This window comes from Paenibacillus sp. FSL H8-0537, from assembly GCF_038051995.1.
Classification (GTDB): domain Bacteria; phylum Bacillota; class Bacilli; order Paenibacillales; family Paenibacillaceae; genus Pristimantibacillus.
Genome location: NZ_CP150290.1, coordinates 967,820 through 982,466, shown reverse-complemented (window position 1 = coordinate 982,466; position 14,647 = coordinate 967,820). Strand labels below are relative to the sequence as shown.

Sequence of the window (14,647 nt, the reverse complement as noted above, 5' to 3'; positions counted from 1 at the left end):
CATCAAGCTGCAAATTCTATAGCATAATAGAAAGATACATGACGGAGATCGATCCGAAGGTCAGTATCGATAATACAAGTGCCAGCACCGGACAACGCATGCTTAGCTCCTGCGACTCGGGATTGAGCAGCCTCATTAACCGATAATTAATCGAATGGTCGGCGAAAGAAGCATGGACAAAGGTCCGGACACTGCGCTCTCCACGGCTATATTTCACCAGCTTGAGCAGTGCGCTGCCGAGACTATGCTCGCTCACCCGCCGCTGCAAAGCGAAATGGTCCGCTAACAGCTCACGGGTTGTTTTATACTGCTCGACTCCCCAGCGAAGAATCGGCATATACCACAGCACCGTTGCCCCTACCTGCAATATCAAAATCATCAGCGGGTCGCGATTGCGATAATGAAAGTGCTCATGCTCGATGACCGCCTCAAGCTCTTCCTTATCAAGCAGATTGAGAAGCCCAGTGGATAAAATGATTTTGGGACGTAGAAAACCAAGCGTCAGCGCAATCGGTTCTGGATGTGATACGACCATGATCGCCTTGCTGCCTGCAAAATAACGCGCATTCAGCTCATCCGATATGGTGTCATGCTGTAAAACACTCATTTTACGGTTTGCGGCCCGTACACCAAGCCACTGCTTCACCGTTACGTACATCAGATGAACGAACGTTCCAAAGACAGCAAGCTTCATAATGTAGCTAAGGAGCAGCAAGCTGTACCGCTTGATCAGGCTCTCGCATAATTCAAATACATTAAACGCTGCCTTCTCCCAGCCGAACAGCGTATGCGCCGCATACATACCCATTTGCAGCAGCGTAAATCCAATCAGCATCAGGCAAAAGCCAAACATCCATTTCGACCTAAGACTCCAGCTCATGGCGTCTGCCCTCTTTAAGCGATTTGATTTTTTGCTCCAGCTTGTCCAGCAGCTCTTCATCAACCTCTTCCATCGCATCGAACATATAGTTGACGACGAGCGGACCAAGATCTTCAAGAAGCTCCCGAGACTGAATGCTCAGAAATTGCTCTTGCGTGTGCACAGGCGCATATTTCGATGGCTTGCCTGATGACTTCACCAGCAGCCCCTTGTCCACAAGACGATTCATGACGGTCATAACGGTGTTGAAATTTAATGGCTTGTCCTGATCGAGCTTATGCTGCACATCCTTGATGTAGCTATCAGGCTGCGACCACAGGATGGTCATAATCCTTGCCTCCAGCGGGCCAAAAAACCGCTCCAGCCCTTTTGTCTGAATGTCACTTGTTCCCATGACTGCCTCACACCTTGCTATAACTACTTAATGTAGTGTAATTATAAAACCGGTTTATGAAAATAACCTTAAAAAAAGATGAGCAGAAAATTAATTTACTGATCTGACACAAAAATACATAAACGCCTCATGCGGACTAGCTGTGTGTATAGGCAGCAAGGCGCTCCAGCACATAGCGCCGAACGTCCTCCCGCAAGTCTTCACGCTCCAGCGCAAAATCAATCGTTGCCTGAACAAAGCCCAGCTTATCCCCCACATCATGGCGCTTGCCTGTAAAACGATGCCCAATAATCGGCGACAGCTCGTTCAACCGCTGCAGGCTGTCCGTTAATTGAATCTCCCCCGCTTTGCCTGGCTCCGCCTTAGACAAAAGATCGAAGATAGCCGGCTCCAGCACATAGCGTCCCACAACAGCCCAATTCGAAGGCGCTTGTCCAGGCAGCGGCTTCTCGATCAGCTCACGGATATGTCCCGCTTCGTCGCGAATATCGGCAATGCCATACTTGTGCGTCTGATTCCATGGCACTTCCATAAGAGCAACGACTGAGGAGGCATGCTGCTCATAACGATCGATCATTTGCTTCAGGCATGGCGGCTCGGACGTCAGAATGTCGTCCCCTAGCAGCACCGCGAATGGCTCGTCGCCAATAAAACGCTGCGCGCACAGCACCGCATGACCGAGACCGAGCGGCTCCTTCTGCCGAACATAATAAATGTCGGCCAGCTGCGAAATTTCTTTTACAACCTTGAGCATTTCCTCATTGCCGCGCTCCTCTAGTTCTCCTTCAAGCTCAACCGACTTGTCAAAATGGTCCTCGATCGCCCGTTTATGACGGCCGCTCACAATAACGATGCTGTCGATGCCTGACTGCACCGCTTCTTCCACAATATATTGAATCGCCGGCTTATCTATAATCGGCAGCATTTCTTTAGGCTGCGCCTTCGTTGCGGGCAAAAATCTTGTGCCAAGTCCGCCTGCCGGGATAATTGCCTTGCGTACCTTTTGTCCCATACGTTTCCGCCTCCATCTTCTACATTTTGTTCGTGTAAAGCTCTCCCCATCATACCTTGTCTTGGCTTCTGTTTCCAGCTAGCCCATGTCTTTTTCACCGCTGCCAGCCGGAGCTGCCTGCAGCTGCGCCGATCGAAGCGGCAGCATGACCCGAATCGTCGTGCCGGATGGCGCCCCATTGCCTCTGCCTGCTAAGATGCTGGATTCGATTTCAATCAAACCTTCGTGAATATCGACGATTTTCTTCACAATAGACAGCCCTAGCCCGCTGCCGCCTTTCACCCGGTCACGCGCCGCATCCGCTTTATAAAAGCGCTCGAATACCCGCTCCTGATCAGCGGGGGAAATGCCGCTGCCGTTATCGGCAATACGCACGGTTGCGCAGCCACTTTCCTCAGACAGCGTAATGCGGATATGCCCATTATCCGGCGTAAACTTCATGCTGTTCGCCAGCAGATTGTTCCAAACCTGGCTCAGCTGATCCTCATCCGCGACGATGACCGTCTCCTCCATCAGCAGCTCAACCGTGAGCCGCTTCGCCATCCACTGCGGCTCACATGAAAGCACGACGTCGCGCAGCTGGCGGTCCAGCCTGATCGCGCGCGGCTCAAAGGGATGCTGCTTCGAGTCCAGCGAAGCGAGCTTAAGCAAATTCTCGCTCAGCCGGGACAACCGGCTGCTCTCCTGCTTAATAATGCCGACGTATCGATTGCGTTCCTCATCGGTCAGCTGCTCGCTGCGCAGCACCTCGGCGAAGCCGCCAATCGATGTCAGCGGCGATTGAATTTCGTGGGAGACATTCGATACAAAATCCTGCCGCATCGTCTCCAGCTGCGACAAGCCTAATGTCATGCGATTGATGCTGTCCGCCAAATTGCCGAGCTCATCCCGGCGATGCACCGGCAGCTGCACAGAGAAATCTCCGGTGGCGATGCGCTTCGTCGCTTCGGTCATCATTTTGAGCGGCTTGACCAAATAACGGGCGGCAATCGGAATTAGAATGCAGCCTACGACAAGCAGCGTGATCAATATGGTGTAGGTGTTGCGCTGGAAGCTGCGAATTTCCGGGACGCGATCAGGCCGAACGAAGATCGCCCAGTCCCTTTCGCCAAGCACAGCTTTGCGCCCTAATGCTGGAGGCGAGGACGGCCCGCTGGTCTCGCCCTCAGCTTGGCTTGGCAGCATTTGCAGCTGACCGGCGAAAACATTTTCAATCACCTCTGGAGTTAGAAGATGTGTGATTTCCGCGCTGGTCTTGCCCGCCTCAATGACTTCTCCACCACGGCCTATGGCTACAATCGCTATATTTTGCATTTCTGCAACCTGTTTAATGAAAATACTTAAGGACTTTGGCGAGGAAGCGGCATACAGCTGTTCCATTCGTACAATCGAGCGATCCAGCTGGTTAGGAAATTGTCCGCTTAAATCCCTTGTGAAAATTTGATCCGCCATCCAATAAGCGATGCCCATGCTGATGACCACAATGACCAGAAACGTCATGGTCACGCGAACATACAGGCTGCGAATCATTCAAGCTCCTCCATTCGATAGCCGAGCCCGCGAATCGTGACGATCCGGATGCCCGCTTCTTCCTCGGTAAAGCGCTCGCGCAGCCGTTTGATATGCACATCCACCGTCCGCTCATCCCCTTCATAGTTCATGCCCCATATTTGCTCGATCAACTGTTCCCTTGAAAACGTTTTATCCGGGTAGCTCGCCAGTTTGAACAACAGCTCAAACTCTTTAGGCGGCAGCAGTATCCGCTTGCCAGCCATCGTGACATGAAATTCACTCAAATTGAGCGTCAGCTGCCCCAGCTCCACGGTCTGTGAAGCCGCGATACGGTAGCGCTTGAGCAAAGCTTTAATGCGTACTGCAAGCTCCAGCGGCTCAAATGGCTTAACCATATAATCATCGGCCCCAAGGCCGAAGCCTTTTACTTTATTCGCCGTTTCGCCTTTAGCGGTCAGCAGCAGCAGCGGCATATCATACGAGGCGCGCAGCGTTTCGCATAAGGTCCAGCCGTCCATACGCGGCATCATGACATCAATAACGGCCAAATCCGGCAGTACCGTCTCCAGCAGCTCCAGCGCATCCTGTCCATCCTGTGCTTCTATAATTTGAAAACCTTCGCGGCGCAGCAAAATGCTGACAAGCTCACGAATGTTTGGATCGTCATCTACGACTAATATTTTTGGCAAGCGGATCACCCCTGTTGTTCGACTTTACCCTACCATAATACATATAGATGAATTTAAGATGAACATGTTTGACAGTACCCGTTAATTGTAATAATTTTAAACTAGAATTTATTATCAGAGGCTATCGAATGGAGGCAATCATTTATGCATAAAACAATCATTATCGGTACTGGACCTGCGGGACTAACCGCTGCTATTTATTTGGCTCGCGCCAACATGGAGCCGCTCGTTATTGAAGGCTGGCAGCCAGGCGGTCAACTGACGACGACGACCGAAATCGAAAATTTCCCCGGCTTCCCTGACGGCATTCTCGGCAGCGAGCTGATGTCCAATATGCGCAAGCAAGCACAGCGCTTCGGTGCTACGTTCCGCACTGGCTCTGTGAAAAGCGTAGATTTCAGCAAACGCCCTTATACGCTCGATGTGGAAGGAATCGGCGAGCTGCAGGCTGAATCGGTCATTATTTCAACCGGCGCTTCGGCGAAATATCTCGGTATTCCGGGCGAGCAGGAGAACATTGGACGCGGCGTCAGCACATGCGCAACCTGCGATGGTTTCTTTTTCCGGGGCAAAAAAATTCTCGTTGTCGGCGGAGGCGACTCCGCTATGGAGGAATCGGTGTTCCTGACTCGCTTCGCGTCGGAAGTAACGGTCGTTAACCGCCGTTCCGAGCTGCGCGCTTCGAAAATCATGCAGGACCGCGCTCGCGACAATGACAAAATCTCCTGGAGCCTCGACCGCACCCCGCTTGAGGTAGCAGCCGGAGATACAGGACTTCAAGGCCTTAAAGTGCGCAACAATGAAACCGGTGAGGAAGAGCTGATTGAGGCGGACGGCGTATTCATTACGATCGGGCATACGCCGAACACGGGCTTTCTTGGCGGTCAAATCGACACCGACGATCAAGGCTATATTATTGTGAAGCCCGGAACTGCCGAGACGAACATCCCAGGCGTCTTCGCCTGTGGCGACGTTCAGGATCGCCAGTATCGCCAAGCGATTACTGCTGCTGGCAGCGGCTGTATGGCAGCGCTCGACGCCGAGCGTTTCCTAGAAGCCCAGGCTCATGTGGCTTCGGTCCATGCTTAAGCTCATTTTCCCTAAATAAATGATGGCATGATTTTCCTTCACGGTGTATAATCAGAGCTGAAGATAAAGGCAATGCTACCGAACACATTACGATCAAAGGCTGATCGATTATGGAGAAGGTACAACCTCGCTGAAAAGGTGCGGGTTGTACCTTTTTTTGCGTTCTTCTTGCTCGTTTAAGCCATTAAACTTGAGGAGAGTGGAATGATGTTATTGGAAGCTATTTATCATCGGCCAAAGCAAAACTGGGCATATGCCTATGACGGGAAGACGCTGCATATCCGCCTGCGCACCAAAAAAGGCGATATGGACCACGTCCACGCCATCGTTGGCGACAAATATGCCTGGGAGGAAACTCAGGAACTGATTGAGATGTCGCTGCTATCGTCCGACGCCTTGTTTGATTATTGGGAGGCTGCGGTAATCCCGCCTTTTCGCAGGCTGCGATACGCCTTCCAGCTGACTAGCGGCCCGGAGCAGCTTATATTGACGGAGTCGGGCTTTCATGGGACGATGCCGGAAAACTCGAACAGCTTTTTTGACTATCCGTTTATTAATCCCGTTGACGTATTCGCTCCTCCTGCATGGGTGAAGGATGCCGTATTTTATCAAATTTTTCCCGAACGGTTCGCAAACGGCGATGCTGCTTTGAATCCCAAAGCGACTGAGGCTTGGGGCGGCGATCCGACGCCACGCAATTTTTTTGGAGGCGATCTTCAGGGAGTCATTGACCATCTGGACTACCTAGGTGAGCTTGGCATAAACGCTATTTATTTCAATCCTTTATTTGAAGCTACGACTAACCACAAATACGATACCGCAGATTATATGAAGGTAGATGCGCATTTCGGTACGAATGAGAAGCTCAAGGAGCTAGTGGATGCCTGCCATCAGCGGGGCATACGCGTGCTGCTTGATGCGGTATTCAATCATTCCGGACGAACGTTTCCGCCATTCGTTGATGCGCTTGAGCGCGGCGCCGAATCGCCTTACGCCGATTGGTTTCATGTGCGGGAATGGCCTTTACGTGTAGTAGACGGCATACCCACCTATGAAACGTTCGCCTTCGAGCCGCTGATGCCAAAGCTCAATACCGAGCATCCCGATGTTAAGGAATACCTGTTTAAGGCCGCCCGCTACTGGATTGAGGAAATCGGAATCGACGGATGGCGGCTCGATGTGGCCAATGAGGTGGATCATCAGTTTTGGCGCGAGTTCCGAGCCATCGTGAAAAAAGCGAATCCCGAAGCCTACATTCTCGGTGAAATTTGGCATGATTCAATGATGTGGCTGCAGGGCGATCAATTTGACGCCGTCATGAATTACCCGTTTACGAATGCTGTGCTCGATTTTTTCGCCTATCAGAAGATTGACGCTTCCGCTTTCACTAGCGCCCTCGGAGCGCAGATCGCTGCTTATCCGCAGCAGGTAACCGAAACAGCCTTCAATTTGCTAGGCAGCCACGATACGCCAAGACTATTGACGGTTTGCGGAGACGAGCTCGGCGCGATGAAGCTGGCTACCCTGTTCAAGCTGACCTATCCCGGCGTTCCCTGCATTTATTATGGCGATGAAATCGGTTTGAATGGCGGAGGTGATCCCGAATGCCGCAAATGCATGGTGTGGGAGCCAGAGGAACAGAACGCTTTGCTGCTGGATTTCTTTAAGCAAGCGATTGCCCTGCGCCGCAGCCATGCTGCTCTTCGCAGCGCAGCCATTCGCTTCATTCACGCCGATGAAACAAAGCGCATCATCGTTTATGAGCGCCGTTCAGGCGATGAGCGAATCGTTATTGCGATGAATGCCGAAGCCGAGCCGGCCGAGGTGAGCTTTCGCGTAGAAGATAAAGCGGTTGGCCAAGCGTCGCGGGAGGTTGCCGCAAGCAAGGACGAAAGCAGTGTAGAGCTGGTTAACTCAACAGAAGACGTCCAAGATGTAATCCGTCGTTATGAATGGCTGTCTTTGCTTCACGATTCTCCACAAGCACATAATGCAAAATCCGGCAGCATTACTTTGCAGCTGCCAGCTTATGGCTATGAGGTGCTGCTGCAACAAAAGCTGCAATAGCAGCAGGTATAAGCTCGGCGGCAGCCGTTTCGAGGGTGAATTATAAGAAGCTTCTAAATGTGAAGCTTATCCGTTATTATATTTTAAACAAGGAAAAGACAGGCAGCATGCTCGCCTGTCTTTTCCTTGTTCACCGTTTCGCTTCAAGCACTGTTACGTTTCAAGCGAGGCTACCTTTAACTCAGCCCGTTCAGTCGCCTCATTTTACAATAAACACACTATATGGCGGCAGACTTATGAGCCCATCTTGCATCTCCACACCCTTATGGCTGCCACGTATTACCTTGTTGAAAGAGCCGAAAGGCTCCTGCTCATGCAGTTTAACAAGCTGCTTTTCCTTCGACAAGTTAATTAGCACCAGCACCCGTTCCTTCGCAGTTGCCCTTACATACGAGCTAACCTGACTTATCGGCGAATCAAGACGATATTCCTCTATGCCGCCGTCACGCAGGGCGGGCAGCTCATTACGCCAGCCGATCAGCATTTGATAATGGGCCAGCAGCGATTGCTCATCATTGAGCTGTGATTCCACTGACACCAGGCTCGGGTCGGCATTGGAGCTGGAATTCTCCCAAGTCGTTTGTCCTTTACCGCCATCTAAGGAGGAGTGCCAAAGCATCGGCTCGCGAATACGCTCATCCGGCTTCATGCCCTTCATTCCGATCTCTTCCCCATAATAGATGAAGGGATTGCCCGGCAGTGTCAGCAGCAAGGAAGCCGCTGTCTTCGCATGCGCCACATTTCCATTCAACACCGACATCACACGATTTTGATCATGGTTGCTCAGAAACGAAGCATCGGTGAACGCACCTCCTGAAGCATCTCCGTACAGCTTATAGGCCCGTTGCAGCGAAAAAGCAGCATCAGGGTCGCTCTCGGAGCTTGCTGCACGGAGCAGCTTCCCGGCCAAGTCAAAGTTGAAAGCCGAATCAAATGCCACCTCCAGATAAGGCGCAACAACCGTCACTGAATCCCATACCTCGCCAATGAGAAAAGCGCCCGGATTCACCTCCGAAAGTCCGCTGCGAAATTGCTGCCACCAGCGCTGGTTGTTCTTTTTCACAGCATCACTGTTCACTGTAGAAGTAAAATCGCCATATATATGCTTAGCAGCATCGAGCCTAAAACCATCTAGGCCCTGCTTCAACCAAAACCGCCCAATCTGGATCATCTCTTCTCTAACGCCAGGCTCATCAAAATTCAAATCCGGCATCCCTTCCCAAAAAACACCCAAATAACGGCTGCTACCGGCAGCATGCCATGGCTTGCCCCCAACTGCCCCATCCTCCTGCACCTTCTCATCCTTGTCAGCAAAATGATACCAGCTTCGATAAGGGCTTGCAGCATCCTCCGTTGCCTGCTTAAACCACGGATGCTCCGTGCTTGTATGGTTTACGACCAAATCCATAATAACTTTGATATCCCGCTTATGCGCCTCTGCCAGAAGTCTCTGCAAGTCCTCCTGCGTCCCATAATCGGGATTTATCGCATAATAGTCCGTCACATCATAACCATGATAGCTTGGGGAGGACTGAATGGGCATAAGCCAAATGCCGCCTATACCAAGCTGCTGCAAATAATCCAGCTTTGCGGTTACGCCGTTCAAATCGCCGATGCCATCGCCATTGGTATCATAGAACGACCGCACAAATATTTCATAATAGACAGTGGAGGGCTGTTCATCCACTTCATAGCTATCAACTTCTGGACTGCCGCTAGGCATGGGGCTGAGACTGGGACCAGGACCGGAATCGGGACTGGTGCTCGCGCTAGAGCTAGAGCTGGAGCTTGAGCTTGAGTTGGTACTGCAAGCGGCAACGAGCAGCACCAGCAGAACAAAAACAACTAAACCAGCCTTGCGCACGCTGGCGCCCATTCCCCCATGAACGCTTCTCCACATCGCCTCACCCCTTCGATGCGCCAGAGGTGAGTCCCTGTACGAGAAAACGCTGGAGAAAGATGAATAGCAGCGTAATCGGTATCGCAATGAGTACAGAGCCAGCAGCGAACATCGTGAAATTGCTATTTTGCAGCGAATTGACCAAATCCCACATTCCCACCGCCACTGTCCAGTTTTCCTTCGTACGCAGCACCAGCCTTGCGAAAATAAAATCGCCCCATACGCCAGTAAACGAGGTCAGCGCCACGTAGGTGAGCATTGGCTTCGACAACGGCAGCATGATTTTCGCAAACACCTGCAAATGCGAGGCTCCGTCTATTCTGGCCGCCTCATCCAAGCTGCGGGGAATCGTGTCAAAGAAGCCCTTTACAATAAATCCGCCCAGCGCGGCCCCCGCCGAATAGACCAGAATAAGCGCCATATGCGTATCAAGCAAATTTAATTGCAGCAATATGATATAGATCGCAATCAGGCTCATAAAACTCGGAAACATCCCGAGCACGAGCATAACCGTCAAGGCTGTCTTGCGCCCGCGAAAGCGAAACCGCGATAGAGCGTACATGCTGAGCGTTACGAGTATCGTCGATAAAATCATCGTGACCACGGCAATTTTCAGCGTATTCAAATACCACGCGCCATATAGATAGGCCTTGCTGGTAAATAGCTCCGCATAATGAACGAGCGTAAATTGCCTAGGCCAAAAATGTTCACTGTACAGCGAGCCTCCCGGGCGCAGCGAAGACAGAACGACCCACAGTGCCGGATAGATTGCGACCACCGAAATCAACAGCAGCAGCGCATAGCTCAAGGTCAGACGGGCATTGCTTTTCCATTTTCTCATTGGATCATATCCTCCTCTTTAAACGATTTCGAGCGCCGGAAATTCCAGATCGAGAAAATAGCCACGATTAAAAAGATAATAATGCCAACGGCCGAAGCCACATTATATTTATTGTTATCGAGCGTCAGTTTATAAAGCCAAGTAATCAGCAGGTCGGTCGCACCAGCAAACTGGTAATCGCCCTTCGCTGGATTTCCGCCCGTCAGGAGGAAAATCACATTAAAGTTATTAATATTGCCTGCAAACTGCATAATCAAGATCGGCATCGTCGAAAACAAAATAAACGGCATCGTAATAATGCGGAATTTTTGCAGCGTCGACGCCCCATCCACATCAGCAGCCTCATACAAATCACGGGGAATCGAGGTCAAAATGCCAAGTATAAGCACCATGCTGACAGGTATGCCAATCCACATATTGACGGTAATGACCGTCACCTTGGCCCAGAAAGGATCGGTGAGCCACGGCAGTCCGCCGAGTCCAAAGTAGCCTAAATATTGATTAATCGGCCCGAATTGGCCATTAAATAAATTTTTCATGACCAGTAATGAAATGAGCTGCGGAATCGCATACGGAATGATAAAAATCGTGCGCCACAGCTTCTTGAAGCGAATACCCTTCTGCTCTATCAGCAGGGCAACGAGAATTCCGCCAAAATAAGTCGTCACCGTCGCCAGGACGGCCCAAATAATCGTCCAGATCAGCACGCCTACAAACGTGTGGCTCCATGACTTCATTTTCACAAGATCGGTAAACGTCTTGAACCCTACCCAATCGACAAGCTTCGCTGGCGGAATATGATCAGGAGCCGAATAGTTTGTAAAAGCGAGCATGACCGTAAACACGATAGGCATAATCGTGAAAAAAAGCACGCCCAGCGCCGGAAGCGCGAGCATAAAATAAGGAAAATAAAAGGTCGTTGCATGCTCATACGAATGCCTGAACGTTCTGACAGGCTTCAACTCATCCCGCAGCTTGCCGCTCCGATAAGCATCCGTAATATTCCACGCATACACGCCCAGCAGCACAAATACGAGAAATAATAGAATTAACCCGTCCAATATTAAAAAAATCGAATGGTCGCCCTTGACCATTTGCGCCATTTTGCCAACCTTCACAAATTTCTGCGTCTTCTCGCCTAAAGTAACAAGGCCCCAGATCGCCCCACCGAGACGTGGTGCAATATAGATGAACCCCGCCACCTCAAGCAGCATAAAAAGAATGCCCTTTAACCACTGCCGGTTATAAATTTGTCCCAAACCTTGCAGCACGATCGATAATAGTACAGCAATTGTGCGATGCTGCTTCATTGCGCTCCGGCTCCCTCCCGACTAAAATCCACCCGCCGCAGCTCCTCCGGCGGGTGAAAATAAGCTCTCGCTAACGTGTTATTGGCTGGCAATGGCATCTTTAATTTGTGCTACCGAGTTGTCGAGAGAAGCCTTCACATCTTTTCCCCCGTCCCAAATATCAGCAATGCCGGCCGTTATCGGCCCCCATACACTTGCCATTTGCGGAATAGCTGGCATTGGCGTAGAATGGGAAAACTGCTCATAAAAAGCTTTCGTAATTTCATCATTTTGAATTTTAGGGTCTTGGACCGCTTCTAAATTTGCCGGAATCGTACCGTTCATTTCAAAGTTGCGAAGCTGGGACTCTTTCGTAGACAGGAATCGTGCAAACAGCTTAGATGCATTCGGATATTTCGTAAATGCGTTTACATAATAGCCTTGGACGCCCGAGAACGAGGTCGTTGGGTTTCCATTGATCGATGGCAGCGGCGCTACGCCAAGCTCGATTCCGGCAGCCTTGTAATCAGCAAGCGCCCATGGCCCGTTAATATCCATCGCCAAGGAGCCTTCGATGAACAGACCCTTTTTAATATCAAATGTAATATCGCCTGTATTGAGCGGCAGCAGGCTTTCCTTCAGCGAAGCAAGGAACTTGGCTCCCTCTACTGCGCCTTCATTGTTTAGGCCAATGTCTTCTTTATCTGTATTATTGCTGCCGAACATATATCCGCCGGTTGTGGCAAGAAAGGCATAATCATAATAAAATTGCTGAAGCTCCCACATAATCGTATATTTATTTTTTTTCGGATCATTAAACGTTTTGCTAAATGTGATGACTTCGTCGAACGTTTTTGGAGCTGTTGGAACGAGTTTTTTGTTGTAAAGCAGCGCATACGTTTCGACGGAACGCGGATAGCCATAGAGGATCTCCTCAAAGGTTACCGCGCTTACTGCATTGGGATCATTTTCGCCTGCCGTTTCTTCCCCAAACCAATCATTCGGCAGCACGAGACCGGCAGAAGCGGCCCGCCCGATCTGATCATGCGGGAATACAACAATGTCCGCTCCCAGCCCCGCTGGCCCATCCGTCGTCAGCTTCGTCACCTGATCCGGATTTTCAACCTCCTCCAGCTTGACGGGAACGCCGTATTGCTCCGTAAACTCCTGCGCCAAAGCTTCTACAAACGCGCGCTGGGATTTGCCTTCCCAGATAACGAGACTTGCTCCATCCTCCGGCAGCAGCTCGCCCTCCTCCTCATTAACAGCGTTGCTCCCCCCTGGCTCTGCAGGTGTAGAGGAAGCTTCCGGCGCACTCACGTTATTGCTGCCATTCCCCGTATTGCCGCATGCTGCCAAAGCAAACACGAGTACACAGACGATAAATACTCCCAACCATTTCTTCATCATTAAAAATCCCCCTCCATAATGTGATGCCATTGCTGCACGCCTACCGATACAGATGCTCCAAACGCTTCCCTCTGTTTGTGCAAACGTTTGTACAAATGATCGTGCGAAAATCATTCAAGCCGCTTTCAATCGATATAATCAGCTTGAATCTATTCGTTAATTGCGATGTAAGCGTTTGATTAATGGATTTATCATACAACATGGACAAAGGTTTGTTAAAACGTTTGCACAGCTCAAAATGCTGAAATTATCCATTTCTTTCGCTTGATCACTGCATTTCCCTTCCATTTCCTTATGATTTCACCATTTTTCCATTTTTGAATCTCAAACGTATTTACTTTTCGGCAGCGCTTGCATTAACATGTAACTGTAATGTTCAAACGATTGCACAGTTAAAGTGACAGGAGCCCGATTAGACTATGGTAACGATAAAAGATATTGCAAAAGCGGCAGGGGTGTCTCCTTCGACCGTATCAAGGGTCGTCTCTAAGCACCCCCGCATTAGTAAAGAAACAGCAGATAAAGTAAAACGAATTATGACGGAAATGGGCTACCATCCCAATGCGATGGCTAAAAGCCTTGTCTCCAAAACAACGAATACACTGGCTATTATGCTGCCAAGGCCTGCGGAGGAGCTGTTCCAGGACTTTTTCTTCGGGGAGCTGCTGCGGGGCATACTGACTCATTCCACTAGAGCCGGTTATGACATGCTGCTGACAACCGCTACTGGCGAGCATGATGAAATCGAAACGATATCAAGGCTCGTCCTTGGGCGCCGGGTTGATGGCGTCATTCTTCTATCCGCACGCGTCAAAGATCCGCTCATTCATTATTTGAATGAGCAGCAATTTCCGAGCGTGCTGATTGGACGTACAGACGATTCGAATCCGCATATTTTAACGGTCAACAACAATAATGTGCAGGCGGCTTATGATGCGGCCCAGCATTTGATTTTGCAAGGCCATGAGCGAATTGGCTTTGTTAGCGGACCGCGCAATTTGACCGTTTCCTTCGACCGAATGGAGGGGTATCGCCAAGCCTTAGCTAACGCTGGGCTGAAGCTGAATATGGAATGGGTTGTTGAGGGCGAATTTTTGCAGGAAAGCGGGTTTCGGGCAATGTCTTTTCTCATGGAAATGCCAGACCGTCCTACCGCGCTCATCGTCATTGATGATGTGGTCGCCTTCGGCGTACTGCGCGGACTTACCGAGCTGGGCTATTCCGTTCCAGACGATATTTGCATTGTAAGCTTTAACAATATCGCTCTCTCAGAGCTTGCCACGCCTCCGATCAGCTCCACCGATATCGGTACTTATCAGCTTGGCTACACCGCCTCGCAGAAGCTTGTCCGTCTCATCCAAGACGAGCCGATTCACCAATCGAGCACCATTATTCCGCATCGGTTGATCGTCCGCGAATCCTCGATGCATGTTCCTGTTAAGAAGGGCTGAAGGAAGGATAATAAAGCGGAATGGCTAGAAGGTTAATTTCATTGAAGATTAAGCAGGTTTCATTTTGAATGAAGTGCTGATAGCTGGGCTTGGGGCGCACACTTTTATTTTTC

At 50.4% G+C, this 14,647-nt stretch carries 12 protein-coding genes; 3 read left to right on the top strand and 9 right to left on the bottom strand.

Features of this window, described 5'->3' with window-relative positions:
• Positions 1-16 precede the first annotated feature (16 nt).
• From MHB80_RS04085 to MHB80_RS04065, 5 genes are all read right to left on the bottom strand, one after another.
• Positions 17-880: a M56 family metallopeptidase gene (locus MHB80_RS04085; protein WP_341280977.1), complete on the bottom strand. Its 864-nt coding sequence runs from the start codon at positions 878-880 to the stop codon at positions 17-19.
• Positions 864-1,274 carry a BlaI/MecI/CopY family transcriptional regulator gene (locus tag MHB80_RS04080; protein ID WP_341280976.1) on the bottom strand — a complete coding sequence of 137 codons (411 nt, stop codon included), beginning with the start codon at positions 1,272-1,274 and terminating at the stop codon, positions 864-866. The genes MHB80_RS04085 and MHB80_RS04080 overlap by 17 nt, the downstream gene beginning before the upstream one ends.
• 136 nt (positions 1,275-1,410) lie before the next feature.
• Positions 1,411-2,286: a UTP--glucose-1-phosphate uridylyltransferase GalU gene (galU, locus tag MHB80_RS04075; protein WP_341280975.1), complete on the bottom strand. Its 876-nt coding sequence runs from the start codon at positions 2,284-2,286 to the stop codon at positions 1,411-1,413.
• Positions 2,287-2,364: 78 nt separating this feature from the next.
• Positions 2,365-3,816 carry a HAMP domain-containing sensor histidine kinase gene (locus tag MHB80_RS04070; RefSeq protein ID WP_341280974.1) on the bottom strand — a complete coding sequence of 484 codons (1,452 nt, stop codon included), beginning with the start codon at positions 3,814-3,816 and terminating at the stop codon, positions 2,365-2,367.
• Positions 3,813-4,487: a response regulator transcription factor gene (locus MHB80_RS04065; RefSeq protein WP_341280973.1), complete on the bottom strand. Its 675-nt coding sequence runs from the start codon at positions 4,485-4,487 to the stop codon at positions 3,813-3,815. Before MHB80_RS04065 ends, MHB80_RS04070 begins: the two co-directional genes overlap by 4 nt.
• Positions 4,488-4,631: 144 nt before the next feature.
• Here MHB80_RS04065 and trxB point away from each other — a divergent pair, with 144 nt between their 5' ends.
• Both trxB and MHB80_RS04055 read left to right on the top strand, forming a co-directional pair.
• The gene (gene trxB / locus MHB80_RS04060; protein ID WP_341280972.1) at positions 4,632-5,576 is read left to right on the top strand and encodes a thioredoxin-disulfide reductase; all 945 of its coding nucleotides are present in this window, start codon (positions 4,632-4,634) and stop codon (positions 5,574-5,576) included.
• Positions 5,577-5,783: 207 nt separating this feature from the next.
• Complete coding sequence (locus MHB80_RS04055; RefSeq protein WP_341282856.1) at positions 5,784-7,643, top strand: alpha-glycosidase; 1,860 nt, start codon at positions 5,784-5,786, stop codon at positions 7,641-7,643.
• A gap of 199 nt (positions 7,644-7,842) precedes the next feature.
• Here MHB80_RS04055 and MHB80_RS04050 read toward each other — a convergent pair whose 3' ends face one another.
• The 4 genes from MHB80_RS04050 to MHB80_RS04035 form a co-directional block, all read right to left on the bottom strand.
• Positions 7,843-9,543 (bottom strand): alpha-amylase family glycosyl hydrolase, encoded by a 1,701-nt coding sequence (locus MHB80_RS04050; RefSeq protein ID WP_341280971.1) that lies wholly within the window; start codon positions 9,541-9,543, stop codon positions 7,843-7,845.
• Between the two features lie 4 nt (positions 9,544-9,547).
• The gene (locus tag MHB80_RS04045; RefSeq protein WP_341280970.1) at positions 9,548-10,384 is read right to left on the bottom strand and encodes a sugar ABC transporter permease; all 837 of its coding nucleotides are present in this window, start codon (positions 10,382-10,384) and stop codon (positions 9,548-9,550) included.
• Complete coding sequence (locus tag MHB80_RS04040) at positions 10,381-11,694, bottom strand: ABC transporter permease subunit (protein WP_341280969.1); 1,314 nt, start codon at positions 11,692-11,694, stop codon at positions 10,381-10,383. The genes MHB80_RS04045 and MHB80_RS04040 overlap by 4 nt, the downstream gene beginning before the upstream one ends.
• A gap of 78 nt (positions 11,695-11,772) precedes the next feature.
• Positions 11,773-13,083, bottom strand: a complete 1,311-nt coding sequence (locus MHB80_RS04035) for a maltose ABC transporter substrate-binding protein (protein ID WP_341280968.1) — start codon at positions 13,081-13,083, stop codon at positions 11,773-11,775.
• Positions 13,084-13,502: 419 nt separating this feature from the next.
• Between MHB80_RS04035 and MHB80_RS04030 the strand changes: the two genes are divergently transcribed.
• On the top strand, positions 13,503-14,534 hold the full coding sequence (locus MHB80_RS04030) for a LacI family DNA-binding transcriptional regulator (RefSeq protein WP_341280967.1): 1,032 nt from the start codon (positions 13,503-13,505) through the stop codon (positions 14,532-14,534).
• Positions 14,535-14,647: the final 113 nt, after the last annotated feature.